Genomic DNA, 15,615 nt, shown 5'->3' on the forward strand with positions numbered 1-15,615 from the left:
GGAATCTGATGCCGGGGTCCCGGCGCCCGAGGCCGGGTCACATCGAGCAAAGGATCGTGAGCACATGGCACGCGCCGCATGGAGTGACGACGAGGTCGAGGCGGTACGCGAACTCGCCCGGAACTTCTTCGAGAAGGAGGTCGTCCCGCACGAGGAGAAGTTCGTCGCGCAGGGCCACCCCGACCGCGAGCTGTACAACCGGGCAGGCGAGCTCGGCCTGCTGTGCACCGCGGTGCCCACCGAATACGGCGGTGGCGGCGGCACTTTCGCGCACGAGGCCGCCATCATCGAAGAGCAGACCTTCGCAGGCGACGGCGCCCTCGGCATGCCCGTGCACAGCTCGATCATCGCCCCCTACATCGCCGAGTTCGGCTCCGAGGAACTCAAGCGCCGGGTGCTGCCCAAGGCCGCCAGCGGCGAGATGGTGCTCTCGATCGGCATGACCGAGCCGGGCACCGGTTCGGACCTGCAGAACATCAAGACCAGGGCCGTGCGCGAGGGTGACGAGTACGTCATCACCGGCTCCAAGATCTTCATCACCAACGGCTGGCTCTGCGACGGCATCATCATCGCCGCCAAGACCGATCCGACCAAGGGCGCGGCGGGCGTCTCGCTGATCTTCGCCGAGGTGGGCGACGACACCCCCGGCTTCAAGCGCGGCCGCATCCTGAGCAAGATGGGCGGCAAGGGGCAGGACACCGCCGAGCTGTTCTTCGACGGCCTGCGGGTGCCCGCCGCCAATCTGCTCGGTGAAGCCGAAGGTCAGGGCTTCTACCAGATGATGCGGCTGCTCGCGCAGGAGCGACTGGTCACCGCCGTGATCGCGGTGCCCATGATGGAGAAGGCCGTCCAGCTGACCGTCGACTACACCAAGGGCCGCGAAGCCTTCGGCAAGCCGCTGTACGCGATGCAGAACACGAAGTTCGAGCTCGCCGAATGCGCCACCATCACCAAGGTCGCGCGCACCTTCCTCGACGAGTCGATCGTCAAGCACCTGCGCGGTGAACTCGACATCCCCACCGCCGCGATGACCAAGTACTGGATCACCGACCAGCTCAACATCGTGGTGGACCGCTGCCTGCAGCTGTTCGGCGGCTACGGCTACATGACCGAGTACCCGATCTCGGAGCTGTACACCGGCGCCCGCGTGCTGCGCATTCTCGCCGGCAGCAACGAGGTGATGAAGGATCTCATTGCCCGATCGCTCTGAGGTGTCCGCTCGCTCCGGGACGGCCGGTCACACTGGAGCGGTGTCCGGTCGTACTGCCTCGGTGTCCGCGCGCACCGAATCCGATGAACCGCCCGCGCGTCGCAAACGCCTGGAACCCGACGAGCGCCGTGCGCAGATCCTGGCGTGCGCGATCGAGATGTTCGGCGAGCGGCCGTACGCCGCGGTGTCCACCGCCGAACTCGCCGCGCGCGCCGGCGTCGCCCGCGGGCTGATCAACCACTACTTCGGCAACAAGCGCGACCTCTATCTGGCGGTGGTGCGCCGGATGGTCACCCTGCCCAGGGGTGACGACATGGTGGTGCCGACCGGCACCCCGCGCGAGCGGGTCGACGCCAGCGTGCGGTGGTTGCTCGACACCATCGCCGAACACGGCAGCACCTGGGTGAAGGTGACCAGCCACGAGGGCGTCGGCGACGACCCCGAGGTCCAGCAGATCCTGGACGAGGCCGACGACGCGGCGGCCGAACGCACACTGTGCATGGTCGGGCTCGCGAATTCGGCGCACAGCGCGGAATTGCGGGCCATGGTGCGCGCATACGGCGGATTGGTGAAAGCCGCCGGGCGCGAATGGATCACCCGCGGAAACCTGACCCGCGAACAGGTGCACCATCTGCTCGCGGACCTGCTGTGGGCACTGGTCAGCGAGACGATGGCGAAGGTGGGCCACACGTCCTGAATACCGCTTCGGCGAACGCATCGGCCGGTGGGCGACTCGGAAATCCGGGTGCGCCCACCGGCCTTGTTCGTGCGCACCGGGACGTCAGCGCTTATCGCCGGTAGTTTGCCGAGCGAATATCCGGCCGGGCCTTCGAGCTGCGTTTCCGATTCCCGGCGCAATTTCGGATATCGGATACCGCACCCGGGTGTGACCCGCATTACTCACCGGTCGGGCGGCCGACTCACGCATTCCGGTGGCAGTTTCTCCTCCGGCCACTATTCTCTCCCGGTAGCTGGTGGGGTTCGCCGCTTCCGGGGCGCCGCGCGAGAGCTCGACATGCGAGAGGGACCGGGATGGCACGGACGCGGGATTGGCAGGACTCCGAGGCATGGCCCCAGGCATGGCCCGAGGAGCGGGACCCCGAGGACCCGTTCGTCGCCGACTCCCGTCCCATCGTCAATCCCTATGCGGTGATCGCGCTCGTCGCGGCGTTACTGGCCCTGTTTCCGGTCGCCATCGTGTTCGGGCTCATCGCCTTCGGGCACCCGAGAGGGCGGGCCATGGCCACGTTCGCGGTCCTGCTCGGTATCGCCGAGGCGGCTGCCGTGGCCGCGGTGGTGGTGCTGACGGGCAGCTCGCTGACCGACACGCTGGCCGATCTGGACGACGCGGCTGTCCAGACCACCACGATCACCGCCGACCAGACCACCGTGGCGCAGGCGCCGACCGCCGTACTTCCTTCCGCGCGGCCCACCCCGGCGCCGACGACCGAGGAGGCTCCGGTGGTCCGCAAGGGCGCTGCCTGCGCCGCGAGCCAGCTCGGCACGATCGGGACCGCTATCGACGGCGGCACGCTGTTGTGCCTGGAAGCCTCGAGTTCGAGCGGCACCTACCACTGGTCGGGCCCGTACAACATCGGCACCGGAGTCTTCGAACCCGGCCAGACCTGCGACGAGACCATCGCCAAGTCCGGCCGCACCGCCGACGGCAGGGCACTGGTATGCGAGAGCCAGGGGAGCGAGGGCGGCGCCTGGGTCCGCTGGACCGATTGAGGCAGATTCGCAGGACCGGTCGATACCGCCGCGATCGCGCGCTCGCGATCGCGCGCTATTCGGTCTTCGCCCGGCTGGGCTGTACCCTCGGTGGCTCGTTCGGCATCTTCGGATACTGCGGCGGCCACGGCGCGTCCATCAATCCCGACGCCATGTCCCGTTCGGACATCTCCAGCAGCGCTTCGATCGACTGCGGCGCGCGATCGGCCCACGGATCGCCGACGACGGCCAACCTGTCCGGGACGGTGGCGATGGTCAGATCCTCCGGCGCCACGGTATCGAGATCGTCCCAGAACAGCGGTGTCGAGACCTGCGCGCCGACCTTGGGCCGCACGCTCCAAGCTCCGAAAACCGTCTTGTGCGGGGCGTTCTGATTGAAATCGACGAACACCCGCTGCCCGCGTTCCTCTTTCCACCACTGCGCGGTGATCTGCTCGGGATGCCGTCGCTGCAGTTCACGCGCCAGCGCGACCGCGGCCGCCCGCACCTGGTAGCCGTCCCAGCGCGGCTCCAGCGCCACGTAGATGTGCAGGCCGCGCGACCCCGAGGTCTTCACCGAGGATTCGATGCCCAGTTCGTCGAACAACGCCTTGGTCAGCCGCGCCGCCTCGACCAGGTCGGGATAGCCGATGCCGGGGGAAGGGTCCAGATCGATGCGCAGTTCGTCGGCGATGTTCAGATCACCGGCCCTGTTGGGCCAGACGTGGAAACCGAGGCAGCCCTGGTTGACCGCCCACAGCACGTGCGCGAGATCGTGCGCGACCAAGGCCTCGCTCGTGGTCCCGTTCGGGGTGCTGACCTGCACGGTGTGCAGCCAGTCCGGGGCCGAGGCCGGCACCCGCTTCTGGAACCACGACTTGCCCGAGGCGCCGTCGGGATAGCGTTCGAGCAGCAGCGGGCGGTCCCGGATCACCCCGAGCAGCGGCTCGGCCACGGCCTGGTAGTAGTGGACGAGGTCCAGCTTGGTCTCGCCGCGCTTGCTGAAGTACACCTTGCCCGGATTGCTGATGGTCAGCGTGCGTCCGTCGACCTCGAGCGCGACGCTCTCCTTGGGACTCATCAGCGCGCCGCCGTCTCGGTGAAGATCGCCGTCAGCTCGGCCGGGGCGACCTGTTCGAGCTGTGCGTAGGTGCACGACCGCGGTGTCCGGTCCGCGCGGAACCGCACCAGCCTGCCGCCGTGCCGGAACCGGCCCGATTGCAGGTGCTCGTAGCGGACCTCGGCGACCAGTTCCGGGCGCAGTGCTGTCCAGGACAGGTCTTTGCCCGCGCTCCACCTGCTCAGCCCACCCGGCATCTTGGCTTCGGTCCCGGCTTGGACGGCGGCCTGGGCGGCGGCGTCGGCCCATTCCCGCCATGGATGGTTCGCCAGGGCGTTCTCTTTCAGCGGCGCGAGCTCGGTGACCAGTTCCGCGCGCCGGGCGGCGGTGAAGCTGCTGGCCACGCCGACGTGGTGCAGCCGTCCCTCGTCGTCGTAGAGCCCCAGCAGCAGCGACCCCACGCCCTGACCGTCCTTGTGCATCCGGAAGCCGGCCACCACGCAATCGGCGGTGCGTTCGTGCTTGACCTTGAACATCACCCGCTTGTCCTGGTGATAGGCCTGGTCGCCGCCCTTGACCATCACCCCGTCGAACCCGGCGCCCTCGAACCGGGTGAACCAGTCCTGCGCCACGTCGGGGTCGCGGGTGATCGGGGTGAGGTGCACGCGATCGAATGCGGCGCCGAGGACGGATTCGAGCCCGCCGCGGCGCTCGGCGAACGGCGCTCCGGTGAGGTCTGTATCGCCGAGGGCGAGCAGATCGAAGGCCACGAAACTCGCGGGCGTCTCGCGGGCGAGTTTCTCCACTCGCGACTTGGCCGGATGCAGCCGGTTCTGCAGGGTGTCGAAATCCAGGCCGTGCTCGGTGACCACCACGATCTCGCCGTCGACGACGCAGCGCGGCGGCAGCGCCGTGCGCAGCAGTTCGGCCAGCTCGGGAAAATACCTGGTCAGCGGGCGGTCGTTGCGTGATCCGAGTTCGATCTCGTCGCCGTCGCGGAAGACCACGCACCGAAAGCCGTCCCATTTCGGCTCGTAGTACAGACCGGGACCGCGCGGCACCGACGGCATCGACTTCGCCAGCATGGGTTTGACGGGTGGCATCACCGGTAGATCCACGTTTCCTCCTCGGGCAGGTCCGCACCCATCACGCCGCTCACCCTTCGAGACGCCGTGGCGGGCGCGAATTCATCGCCCCGGCGGTCGGCTCGATGGTAGGACGCCGAGCCGACAAGTCCGTGGACCTCGCCTGGCTAGTCGAGCCAGCCGTGTTCGGAGGCGAAGGTGGTCAGTCGCTCCCGGATGGTGAGGATCTCCCCGGCCGTGAGTGCGGGGCTGGCGTCGAGCAGCAGTTCGGTGATCAGCCGCCGGTGCTCGTCGGCCGAGAGTTGACCGCCACCACCGGAGCGCTCCTTACGGGCGCGCGGCGACGGACTCGGCGCCCCGCCGACCGCGGTCAGATTGATCGCCTTCGGGCCGCGATCGCCCTCGGTCATATCGAATTCGAATACCCGGCCCTGGCGCAGTTCGTCCTCGTCGAGCCCGATGTCGTTGACATGGACGAACACGTCGGGGCCGCCGTCCTCCGGCCGGATGAATCCGAACCCGCGTGAACTGTCGAACGACACCAATTTTCCGATGGACACCAACACCCGCTCCTCGCCGCCGCTGCCAGCTATGCGCCAACTCTAGCTATCGGGCAACTCTAACTCGCCATTTCCGGTGTTGTCGTTCCGCGAGCGCCGGATTCGCCGCCGTCGGCTCAGCGGTAAATCGTCCGGTAGACGGTGAGGGTGGCCACGCAATGTTCGACGATCTGTTCCCGGGTGGCGCGCAGCGAACCGTTCAGCCAGGCCGAGAACATGCCCGCATTTCCGCTGGCCATGCTCACCGCCGCCAGCCTGCGCCGGACCGGGTCCTCGATGTGGACGAACAGATGATCCTGGATCAACCGGGTGAACGTGGGCATCACCGCGATGGTGGTCTGCCCCAGCCCGGTACTGGAATACGGCTCGACCAGGAACAACCGCGATTTCCGTGGATCGGAGAGCACTTTGTCCACCAAGATCTCGGCGAGCGCGCGGTCGCGGGAGGGATCGTCGGCATCGGTGAAGGCGGTCATCGGGCCGAGGAATTCCTCGGCGACACCGCGATAGAGCACATCGAGCAGTTCGTCGCGACTGCTGAAACTCTCGTAGAAATAGCGGTCGGTGAGATTGGCGCGTCTGCACACCGCGCGCATGGTCACACCCGCCGCCCCCGCCTCGCCGATCAGGTCGAGCGCGGCGTCGAGCAGTGCCGAGCGGCGCGCTTCCCTGCGCTCGGTGAGCGTCGTCCCGCCCCAGATGCGGGGGCCGCCGCTCTCGGAATCCTGGCCTGTTTGCACCGGCCCAAGACTAGTGCCTGTGACCCGGACTGCCGGATACCCGTCTCGGCCAGGACACGCCGGGCTCGATCCGTGCTCCGGCGCAGTGCGTGTGGGACACCGCTGCCCGGCCGGATCGGTGTCAGCCGCCCCGCTCGAGTGACAGGCCGGCATCGCGCCAACCGATGACGCCCCCGTCCAGGCTCGCGGCGTCGTAGCCCGCTCGACGGGCGAGCACCGCGAAGCGCAGGGCGATGTCCCCCACCGGGCAGACGAAGACGATCGGGCGGGAGCGGGGGAACGGCATGCCCTGGGCGATCATGTCGTCGAGCTGGTCGTCGCGGATGTTCACCGCGCCGGGCACGTGCCCGATGCGGTAGGCCATCGCGCCCCTGGTGTCGACGATCGTCAGGCGTTCGTCGCGATCGCGCCGCTCGAGCTCGACGGGGGCGACCCGGGGGATGGTGGCGAGTTCGGCGTCGGTGGGCGGCGCGGGCCGATCGCGACCGCCGAACAGTTCCGGGCGGCGCTTGCGCAGATACGACAGATACGGCTCGAGCCGGTCGCAGACGATGAACACCGCGACCAACGGGTCGCCAGGGCCGCGTCCGGACGGATCGTGCGCGCGAAGGGCCGCGAGCGTCGCCGCGTAGGCCGCGCCGCTGGTGGGCCCGGCGAGCACGCCGTGGGTGGTGGCCAGGGTCAGCGTCGCCTCGATGGCGTCGGCGGATTCCACGGCCGTGATCCGGTCGTAGAACTCCGGCTGGAACAGTCCCACATCCCACATCTCGGTCTCGGAGCGGATACCGGGTATGAAGTCCGAGCGCGCCGACACCACACCGATGGCGCACAGATCCGGATTGCTCTTGCGCAGATACGTCGCGGCGCCGCGGGTGGATCCGGTGGTGCCCAGGCCGCCGACGAGATAGTCGACGCGCTCGATGCCGCTCGCGGCGAGATCGTCGTGGATCTCGCGACCGGTACCGGCCCAGTGCGCTTCGATGTTCTTCTCGTTGGTGTACTGCGACAGATGATGGAACCTGGCGGGTTCGGCGGCCAGCATCGAGTCGATGACGGCGTAGACGTCGTTCGGAGTGGTCGGGTCCGGGCACTCCGACAGCCCGGGCAGCTCCACGATCTCGGTACCGAGCAGGCACAGCAGATCACGCACCTCGGTGACTCGGATCCGGTTGGTGATCGCACGCAGACCGATGCCCTCCATCGCGGCGAGCACCCGCAGCGATTTGGCGGTATTGCCGCTGGAAGCCTCGATGAGCGCGCGGCCCTCGGTGCGCAGTCGAGGCAGCTCGTCGTACAGCATGGCGGCCGCGGCCCGGTCCTTGACCGAGCCGAACGGATTGTGCGACTCCAGTTTCGCGAACAACTCGACGTTCGCGAGCCCGTGCCTGGCCGGGTCCAGGCGCAGCAACGGTGTGTTGCCGATCAGTTCGGCGATGTGGTCGTAGCGCATCAGATCTCCTTCGGGAACGCGCGCGCGTGCCCGTCGGGCAGCGCGGAGAAGCCCCGCTCGGTATGGGCGACGACCACTTTGCGAGGAGGTAATCGCATCGACGCCGCGGTCGCCGACAGATCCATGTGATAGGCGGCGGTGTTCGGGAAGACGATCAGGTCGCCCGGTCGCGGCAGGCCCGGCAGGTGCACGCGGTGATTGGTCACCATGTCGCGCTCCAGGCACAGCCTGCCCGCGAAGAACACCCCCGTGGGCGGCCCGGTGAGCGGAGCCGACCACGGCACGACCAGGGGATCGACCATCACCTCCTGGTCGGCGGGGGTCACCGCGTCCCGGCTGAGATCGAGGTGGACCAGCGGCGTGCCGTCGCCGAGTTCCTTGGTGAACTCGACCCCGGCGACGGTGACGCCGGCGTGGTCGACCAGGGCCTTGCCCGGTTCGAGCCACAGCTCGAGCAGGTTGTCGGCCAGCACCCGGGCCAGCGGACGATGGTCGTGTTCGGGCAGTTCGGCGGCCAGCAGTTCGGCGAGCATGTCGGCCGCGGTGACAGTGTTGCCGTACTTGTGGAACACCGGAGTACCATGTGTCGCACCGGATTCGATGTGATATCCGAAGCTGTGACCTGCCCAGGCCAGCGGCTCGCCGCGCCCGGCCAATCCCTCGCGCAGTGCGTGGACATACGCGTCGAACCGGTCGGCGTCGGCGGTGAAGACCTGCCGCAGTCCGCCGCCGATATCGATCACGGTGGGAGACAGCCCCTGCCCGTGCGCGCGCTCGATCAGGCCCAGGCACGTCTGCACGGCCCGCACACGGTCGTCGACGGCCCCGGAGTCCAGGTGGAAGGCGAAGCCCAGCAGACGTATTCGTGAGCCGGGGGACGCGAGCACGGTCAGCGCTTCGTCGATCCGGGCGAGCGGGATGCCGAAGCGGCTGAAGGGGGTCGCGGGCAGTTCCCCGACCCGCAGCAGCACCGTCACCGGATCGCCGGTCGCGTGCTCGGCGCGGGTGATCCTGTCGATCAGGTCCAGTTCCCACAGATTGTCGACATTGATCGTGACGCCCGCGCCCAGCGCGATACGCGTGAACGCTTCGCCTTTCGGGCCCGTCACCTCGATCTGTTCGGGTGTGAACCCCGCTCGCGTCGCGCCCGCCAATTCCTCGGGTGAGGCGACATCGATGCCGATTCCGCAGTGTCGAGCCGTCCGTGCCAGCGTCGCGGACTGATTCGCCTTGTGCGCGTAGAAGAGCCGGTAACGCACGTGTTCGCGGTCGAGCACCGCACGCAGCGCCCGGACGTTCTCGGCGAAGATCTGCGGGAAGATCAGATGCACGGGAGTGCCGTGGTGCGCGAGGGCGCCCGCGAGTCCGCAGCGGTCGGCCAAGAACGCGCCGACCAGCGTGGGCAGCAGTGCGGGTAGCGCCGGAGGTTCCGCGCTCATATCGCATTCTCGGTCGCCGCCGCGCCGGCGGACGGGGGAGCGGAGACCGGGTTGTAGCCGCCGTCGCGCAACACATCGAAAACCCGTGCCCGGTTGCGCGGACTGCGGAACTCCGCGACCACCCGCTTGCTCGCCAGATCGATCTCGGCCACCGGCACGCCCATGGATTCCAGGGTCGCGGTGATGGTGCGCACGCAGTGCTGACAGCTCATGTCCGGCACGTGGAAGACCTGGTCCTCGGCATCGATCGGAGCGTCCGACAGTGCGGTGGGGTCGACGCGGCCTTCGGTGAGCCGACAGCGGTCGAGCACCGCGCAGAACGTGTCGACGAAGCGGTCGACCACCAGCGGGAGCAGCGTGTAGTGCCTGCCCTCGAGCTGGTGCGGCATGGCAGCCAGGCACGACGGGCGGGTGCCGGGCGCCAACAGCGCGTACTGGCGGGAGATGAGGTCGAGGTCGTCGTGGTATCTGTCGATGGCCTCGGCCACCGAGAGTCCCTCGACCGTGGTCGCACGACGCATGACGGCGTGCGCCTCGGCGATGGTGGTGTCCTTCATGGCGCGCAGGGTCGCCACCGTCTCGGCGGTGTAGCGGACGCTGCCGTCGGGCTGGCAGGCCAGTGTCACCGGGATCATGCCGCGCCGGTAGGTCGAAGCCTGCAGCTCCCAGTACCAGCGGGTCGCCACCGCCGTGAAGATGCCCGAATCCCGCAGTCCGCGAGCCAGTTCGGCGGCCGTACGGTACGGGGTACGCCGTGCCAGCAGCGCGTGCTGGGCCAGCGTGCGGGCCGCCGCCTCGACGCCGACGCGCAAGATCTCCATCGGCTGGTGATCGGTGGTGGTGCCGAGCAGCACGGCCTGTGCGCGGGCGTCCAAGCCCGCGATCCGCGCGGCCAGCGCGGTGTCGGCCTCGAGCGCGTGCCACAGCACGAGCACCGCTTCCCTGGCCGCGATCGGCACGATCGGACCCAGGCCGTCGGCGCGGTAGTGCCCGGTGTTGGGGATGCCGTCGCTGTCGGTCCAGGTCAGCCGATGCGTGGCGGTGGTGACCTGCTCGGGCCTGCACGGGCGCATGAAACGCTCCAGGTACAGCCGCTGCGAGGTGGTCAGGTGGCTGCCGGGCTCGCAGCGCACCGCGGCACTGAGGAACTCGATGTCGCGATGCCCGACCGGCCCCTGCGGCGCGTCGAACAGACCCGGCTCGGCCAGCCGGGCGAGAACCTGCGAGGCCGCCCGGCGGTCGTAGCGTGACAGGTCGCTTCCGTGCGGCCCGGTGTTTGCGCCGGAACCGGCGCTGCCCGTGGGGGAGGCGCTGTTGTAGGGGACGATACTGCCGCTCACGTGATCTCCTCGGCGATGGATGCGACACAGGCGGTGAAACGGTCGATTTCCTCGACCGTCGTGTAGATATGAGTGCTCACCCGGACCGAATCGCTCTCGGCGTCCGGCTCGGGTGGCGCAACACAGTGGGCTCCGGTGCGCACGAGGAAGCCGTGCTCGGCGAGGACGAACCCCAGATCCCGCGAACCGATCCCGTCGAGGGCGAACGAGACGATTCCGTAGCCGGGGGAGATCGAGTTCGTGACCGGGTGAGCGGGCCCCGGCAGGAACCGGATGCCGGGGATCGGGCGCAGCCGGTCCACGATGCGCCGGGTGAGCAGGCGGTTGTGCTCGGCGATCACCCGCCGGTCCAGGGATTCGAGCACCGCGAGCGCGCTGCCGAGCGCGAGGATACCCGGGATGTTGGGGGTGCCCCCTTCGAGCAGGCGCGGCATGCCGGTCGATTCGAGCCCTGAGGCGGTCAGCCGGACACCGGTGTCGCCGCCCGGCAGGAAGGGCAGCAGCCGGTCGTGGACCCGGCGGGCACAGTAGAGCACGCCCGTTCCCGGTGTGCCGAACATCTTGTGCGCGGCGAAGACGGCGAAGTCGGCACCGAGCGCGCGCACGTCGACCGGCAGGTGCCCGCCGCTCTGGCTGCAGTCCACGCACAGCAGCGTCGCCGGGGGCAGGCGGGCGCGCAGCCGCGCCACGTCGGTGAGCCCGCCGTAGACGTGGTGCAGGTGCGCCAGGGTCACCAGCCGGGTGTGCGGACCGGCCTTGGTGACGATGTCGTCGATGTCGGCCTCGCCATGGGGGGTCGTCCGATAGGGAATCAGGTCGATCCGGTGGCCCGCCCGGGCGAGCAGGGTGCGCAGATGATGCCAGGGCAGCACGTTCGAGGCGTGATCGAGTGGATTGAACAGGATCTGATCGCCGTCGCGGAGTTCGGGCAGGGCCCAGCACAGAGCGACCGCGTTGAGCGCGGCCGTCGCGCCGGAGGTGAAGACGATCTCGTCGGGCTGCGCGGCCCCCACGAATTCCGCCGTGCGCGTACGGATCTCGGCGATCCGCGTGGCCAGGCGCGAGGACCACGGGTAGGAGCCGCGACCGGCGTTGGCGGTGGCACGGCGGTGGTAGTCGGTGACAACCTCGATCACCGGACGCGGTTTCTGGGTTGTCGCCGCGCTGTCGAGGTAGGTGTCGGTCGTGCCGAGGGCGGGGAACAATTCGCGGACATCGGAGGGCGGCGGGTCGGTGGACGGCGCCGAGCCGGGCATGGACGTCCCCACCGCGACCCTCCCTCCGACCACCGGGCGGACTCGATCCACGATACGCATCGATCGCCCGGCGCTCGAAGGTTTCTGGCAGACAACCTTTTTCGGCGCCGATCACACACGCCGCGCTGCCCGGCGCCCGGTCTCGCGGCAGTCGGCGCCCCGCCGTCGCGTGGGTCCGCCGGGATGTCGTACCCCGCGCCTACACTCGCGCCCATGTCGTTGAGCCAGGAAGAACGTCAGGAATTCCTCGCCGCGCCGCATGTGGCGGCACTGTCGGTGACCGTGGCAGGGCGCGGCCCGCTGGTCGTGCCGATCTGGTACCAGTACGAGCCCGGTGGCCAGGTCTGGGTGCTGACCGGTCCCGAATCGACGAAGATGCGTCACATCAGGGAGGCGGGCCGGTTCTCGCTGATGGTGCACCAGGAGGCCCCGACCGTGCGCTATGTCAGTGTCGAAGGCCCGGTCACCGAGGTCGCCCCGATGACCGACGCGCAACACCGGGAAATGGTCTCCCGGTACCTGCCGCCGGACGAGGTCGACGCCTATCTCCGCATGGCCGAGGGCTTCGGTCCGCAGGTGGTGGTCGCCATGCGGCCACAGCGTTGGCTCTCCGCCGATCTGGGGGCGATCGCCGACATGTGACGCACCGCCCCGGTTCCTCGCAGGGGAGGACGTCAAGGAAACCCGCCTACGACGCTGACGCCTCTGGTTCTCGACCCTTCGGCGGTCCCGGTGGTCACCGATGTCGACGTGGCGATCGAACTGCCGGAACTCGCTGTGCTGTCTGCCGTAGCGCACCCACGGCACCCCGACCACACCGAGATCTGGCGGGCGGTCGCCGTCGGCCTGCGAAACCTCGGAGCTGATCCCGCCTTGCGATACCATGACGTCATCCTGACGATGCTGCCGCGCGCTGTTCGTCCTGTGTGGGAGGCTTTCATGTCGACCGGTCTGAGCGATGACAACTTCACCAGCGACTTCGCTCGCAGATACGTCGCCGAAGGTCGGGCACAGGGCGAGGCGGTCGGCGAGGCCAAGTCGATCCTGACCGTCCTCGACGCTCGTGGAATCGACGTGCCCGACAAGATTCGGGACACGGTGTTGTCCTGCGAAGATCTCGGTCGACTTCAGAAGTGGCTCCGTCGCGCCCTGGACATCAACCAGGCCGACGAGTTGCTCGACTGAACGCCTGCGCCTCGATCGGTCGGGGGCCGAACACGTGACAGAGGAACAAACCGATTCGCAGCGTCCGTCGGCGGTGATGAATTCACCTGCGACAGCGCGGGCTTGGACTGAAAGTTCGGTGGATGACGACGCCGGGCCGGCGAACGCTGATGCGGGAGTCACGAACGAGAAGCGGTGAGCGTAAGTAGGGCTGTGCTCCGGCGGTGCCGGCTGGGAAAGGGGCGTGTGGGTGCGAGCGGTTTCGGCGACAGACACCAGGGAGGAACTCGCCGAATCCGGGCATACGGCGGAGCGCCGCCGATGGGTGCTGATGTCCGCCCGGCAGGTGATGGTCGCCGCGGGGTGTCTCATCGCGCTGCAACTGGCGATCCGCGCGGCGGTCGCCTTCTCCGGGGATTTCTACTGGGACGATCTGATCCTGATCGGGCGATCGGGACAGCTGCCGCTGCTGTCGGGGGAGTTCCTGCTCTACGACCACGACGGTCATTTCATGCCCGCGGCCTTCGCGCTCGCGTGGCTGTCGACGGCCCTGGCGCCGTTGGACTGGACGGTGCCCGCGGTGACATCGATCGCGGGGCAGGCGCTCGCCTCGCTGGCGGTGCTGCGGGTGGTGCGGCTGGTGGTGGGCACGCGGCCGGTGCTGTTGCCGCCGTTGGCGTTCTACCTGTTCTCGCCGCTCACCCTGCCGTCGTTCGCGTGGTGGGCGGCCGGTCTGAATTCGTTGCCGCTGCAGATCGGTCTGGCGTGGGTGGCCGGGGACGCGATCGCGTTGTGCCGCACCGGGCGTCTCCGGTTCGCGGTCTCCGGCGCGATGGTCGCGGTGGTGTCGCTGGCGTTCTTCGAGAAATCGGTGCTCGTGCCGCTGGTGGCGTTCGTGACCGTGGCGCTGATGTATCGAGTGGACGGGGTGCCGCGAGCAGTGCGCACGACGCTCGTGCGCGGCCGCGCGCTGTGGATTCCGCTCGCGGTGGTCGTCGCGTCCTGGGCGGCGGTCTACCTGCGTTTCACGGACCCTCGGCCGGCCGGACCGACCGCGGCGGAGGCTGCCGAGCTCGTCCATCACGCCACCTCGCTGGGGCTGGTGCCGACTCTGCTGGGTGGCCCCTGGACGTGGGAGCGGTGGCCGCCGAGCCCGCCGTGGGCGACGCCGCCGGTCGGTCTGGTCGTCCTCGGATGGCTGGCCGTCACCGTCGCCGTGGCCTGGTCGCTGCGGTATCGGCAGCGCACCGCCGCGGTGTGGGCGATGCTGCTGGTCTATATCGCCCTCTCCGAAACCTCGATGATCCTGGTGCGCACCGGCCCCGACACCGCAGACGAGCTGGCGCAGACACTGCGCTACGTCGCCGACAGCGCGGTGCTCATCGCGCTCGGGTGGGCACTGATCGCCCGCGCTCCGCGTCGCACGGCAGTGCGCCCCTCGTACGCCCTGTCCCGGACTCGATCGCACTCTGTCGTGGTCGTGGTCGTGGTCGCGGTCACCGCGTTCGTCGTGAGCAGCCTGTGCTCGACGGTGACATTCGCGCAGCGCTGGCGGGACAATCCGACGGTCGGCTATCTGGCGAACGCGCGGGCGGGGCTCGCCGCCGACCAGAGCACCCCGATCCTGGATCACCCGGTGGCGATCCACATCCTGTTGCCGGTCGCGCACCCGCACAACCGCGTCAGCTCCGTCTTCGGTCCGCTGCGCGAGCGCCCGGAGTTCCGGCGATCCACCGAGGTCCTGCGCGTTCTCGACGATTCCGGCCGGTTGGTCCCGGCCACTGTCACCTGGACCCGCGCCCTCGGGAAGGGACCGGTGCCCGGCTGCGGTCATCGCGTCGCGGGCGGGTCCGCGGAGCTGCCGTTGGGCGGGCCCCTCATGGATTGGGAATGGGCGGTGCACCTGAACTACTACGCGAACACCGACGGCGACATCGAACTCGGCCTCGACGGCAGCGAGGACACTGTGCGGGTTCCCGTCCGCGCGGGCCTGCACCAGGTGTTCGTGCGGCTGCTCGGCGCGGGTCGGGCCCTGCGTGTGCGCACCGTGACGCCGGGACTGACACTGTGCGTCGGCAACGGTCCCGTCGGAGTGGTCGTGCCGACGCCCGGAGCGGGATCGTGAGCGGTGCGGGGCGGACAACAGCGCCCGGAGCAGCCGATCAGTACCCGCCCTCGACGTAGTCGACCAGCAGTTGCCGTTCGGTGGCGAGTTCGTCGATGGCGCTCTTGACCACGTCGCCGATGCTGACGATGCCCGCCAATCTGCCGTCGCTGACGACCGGCAGGTGCCGCACCCGGTGTTCGGTCATGATGTGGCGCAGACTGTCGACCCGGTCGTCGGGCGCGCAGGTCCGCACCCGGGTAGTCATGAGCGTGCCGACGGGTGTGTCCAGCAGGCCCGCGCCGTGCTCGTGGAGCCCGCGTACGACGTCGCGCTCGGAGACGATGCCCGCGATCACCCCCTCGCCGGGGGAGACGACCACCGCGCCGATATCGTGCTCGGCGAGGATGCCGAGCAGTTCGCGCACTGTCGTGGCAGGCACGACGGTGGCGACGTGGCTGCCCTTCCTACGCAGGATCTCCGCTATACGCATCTGT

Annotated in this window: 15 protein-coding genes; 6 read left to right on the forward strand and 9 right to left on the reverse strand. The window is 69.0% G+C overall.

Features of this window, described 5'->3' with window-relative positions; genetic code table 11:
* Positions 1-64: 64 nt before the first annotated feature.
* From IU449_RS02445 to IU449_RS02455, 3 genes are all read left to right on the forward strand, one after another.
* Entirely contained in the window at positions 65-1,210 is a 1,146-nt protein-coding gene (locus IU449_RS02445; RefSeq protein ID WP_195000332.1) for an acyl-CoA dehydrogenase family protein, read from the forward strand.
* A gap of 40 nt (positions 1,211-1,250) precedes the next feature.
* Complete coding sequence (locus tag IU449_RS02450) at positions 1,251-1,907, forward strand: TetR/AcrR family transcriptional regulator (protein ID WP_324188051.1); 657 nt, start codon at positions 1,251-1,253, stop codon at positions 1,905-1,907.
* A 335-nt stretch (positions 1,908-2,242) separates the two neighbouring features.
* Positions 2,243-2,941, forward strand: a complete 699-nt coding sequence (locus tag IU449_RS02455; RefSeq protein WP_195000333.1) for a hypothetical protein — start codon at positions 2,243-2,245, stop codon at positions 2,939-2,941.
* Between the two features lie 55 nt (positions 2,942-2,996).
* Here IU449_RS02455 and ligD read toward each other — a convergent pair whose 3' ends face one another.
* The 8 genes from ligD to IU449_RS02495 all read right to left on the reverse strand — a co-directional run bounded on the left by ligD (position 2,997) and on the right by IU449_RS02495 (position 11,862).
* A complete protein-coding gene (ligD, locus tag IU449_RS02460; protein ID WP_195000334.1) occupies positions 2,997-4,001 on the reverse strand; it encodes a non-homologous end-joining DNA ligase in 1,005 nt (334 codons plus the stop codon).
* The gene (locus tag IU449_RS02465; protein WP_195000335.1) at positions 4,001-5,098 is read right to left on the reverse strand and encodes an ATP-dependent DNA ligase; all 1,098 of its coding nucleotides are present in this window, start codon (positions 5,096-5,098) and stop codon (positions 4,001-4,003) included. Before IU449_RS02465 ends, ligD begins: the two co-directional genes overlap by 1 nt.
* A gap of 134 nt (positions 5,099-5,232) precedes the next feature.
* Positions 5,233-5,631, reverse strand: coding sequence for a cold-shock protein (locus IU449_RS02470; protein WP_195000336.1), 399 nt, complete (start codon positions 5,629-5,631; stop codon positions 5,233-5,235).
* A 110-nt stretch (positions 5,632-5,741) separates the two neighbouring features.
* Complete coding sequence (locus IU449_RS29415) at positions 5,742-6,365, reverse strand: TetR/AcrR family transcriptional regulator (RefSeq protein ID WP_195000337.1); 624 nt, start codon at positions 6,363-6,365, stop codon at positions 5,742-5,744.
* 121 nt (positions 6,366-6,486) lie between these two features.
* On the reverse strand, positions 6,487-7,815 hold the full coding sequence (locus IU449_RS02480) for a pyridoxal-phosphate dependent enzyme (RefSeq protein WP_195000338.1): 1,329 nt from the start codon (positions 7,813-7,815) through the stop codon (positions 6,487-6,489).
* Positions 7,815-9,254 carry a decarboxylase gene (locus IU449_RS02485; RefSeq protein ID WP_195000339.1) on the reverse strand — a complete coding sequence of 480 codons (1,440 nt, stop codon included), beginning with the start codon at positions 9,252-9,254 and terminating at the stop codon, positions 7,815-7,817. Before IU449_RS02485 ends, IU449_RS02480 begins: the two co-directional genes overlap by 1 nt.
* On the reverse strand, positions 9,251-10,594 hold the full coding sequence (locus IU449_RS02490) for a heavy-metal-associated domain-containing protein (RefSeq protein ID WP_324188052.1): 1,344 nt from the start codon (positions 10,592-10,594) through the stop codon (positions 9,251-9,253). Before IU449_RS02490 ends, IU449_RS02485 begins: the two co-directional genes overlap by 4 nt.
* On the reverse strand, positions 10,591-11,862 hold the full coding sequence (locus IU449_RS02495) for an aminotransferase class V-fold PLP-dependent enzyme (protein WP_324188053.1): 1,272 nt from the start codon (positions 11,860-11,862) through the stop codon (positions 10,591-10,593). Before IU449_RS02495 ends, IU449_RS02490 begins: the two co-directional genes overlap by 4 nt.
* A 201-nt stretch (positions 11,863-12,063) precedes the next feature.
* Between IU449_RS02495 and IU449_RS02500 the strand changes: the two genes are divergently transcribed.
* The 3 genes from IU449_RS02500 (at position 12,064) to IU449_RS02510 (ending at position 15,139) form a co-directional block, all read left to right on the forward strand.
* Entirely contained in the window at positions 12,064-12,492 is a 429-nt protein-coding gene (locus tag IU449_RS02500) for a pyridoxamine 5'-phosphate oxidase family protein (protein ID WP_195000340.1), read from the forward strand.
* Positions 12,493-12,582: 90 nt separating this feature from the next.
* Positions 12,583-13,035: a hypothetical protein gene (locus tag IU449_RS02505; RefSeq protein WP_195000341.1), complete on the forward strand. Its 453-nt coding sequence runs from the start codon at positions 12,583-12,585 to the stop codon at positions 13,033-13,035.
* 310 nt (positions 13,036-13,345) lie between these two features.
* Positions 13,346-15,139 (forward strand): hypothetical protein, encoded by a 1,794-nt coding sequence (locus IU449_RS02510; protein ID WP_195002257.1) that lies wholly within the window; start codon positions 13,346-13,348, stop codon positions 15,137-15,139.
* Between the two features lie 37 nt (positions 15,140-15,176).
* On the opposite strand, the gene IU449_RS02515 is transcribed toward IU449_RS02510, so the two are convergent.
* Complete coding sequence (locus IU449_RS02515) at positions 15,177-15,611, reverse strand: CBS domain-containing protein (protein ID WP_195000342.1); 435 nt, start codon at positions 15,609-15,611, stop codon at positions 15,177-15,179.
* Between the last annotated feature and the right edge of the window lie 4 nt (positions 15,612-15,615).

Origin of the sequence: Nocardia higoensis (genome assembly GCF_015477835.1) — a bacterium.
GTDB lineage: Bacteria > Actinomycetota > Actinomycetes > Mycobacteriales > Mycobacteriaceae > Nocardia > Nocardia higoensis_A.

What these genes read in the sequence shown, in the direction of transcription:
- IU449_RS02445 (WP_195000332.1), top strand. Translation starts at nt 65, where the DNA reads ATGGCACGCGCCGCATGGAGTGACGACGAGGTCGAGGCGGTACGCGAA.
- IU449_RS02455 (WP_195000333.1), top strand. Translation starts at nt 2,243, where the DNA reads ATGGCACGGACGCGGGATTGGCAGGACTCCGAGGCATGGCCCCAGGCA.
- ligD (WP_195000334.1), bottom strand. Translation starts at nt 4,001, where the DNA reads ATGAGTCCCAAGGAGAGCGTCGCGCTCGAGGTCGACGGACGCACGCTG.
- IU449_RS02480 (WP_195000338.1), bottom strand. Translation starts at nt 7,815, where the DNA reads ATGCGCTACGACCACATCGCCGAACTGATCGGCAACACACCGTTGCTG.
- IU449_RS02485 (WP_195000339.1), bottom strand. Translation starts at nt 9,254, where the DNA reads ATGAGCGCGGAACCTCCGGCGCTACCCGCACTGCTGCCCACGCTGGTC.
- IU449_RS02500 (WP_195000340.1), top strand. Translation starts at nt 12,064, where the DNA reads ATGTCGTTGAGCCAGGAAGAACGTCAGGAATTCCTCGCCGCGCCGCAT.
- IU449_RS02510 (WP_195002257.1), top strand. Translation starts at nt 13,346, where the DNA reads ATGTCCGCCCGGCAGGTGATGGTCGCCGCGGGGTGTCTCATCGCGCTG.
- IU449_RS02515 (WP_195000342.1), bottom strand. Translation starts at nt 15,611, where the DNA reads ATGCGTATAGCGGAGATCCTGCGTAGGAAGGGCAGCCACGTCGCCACC.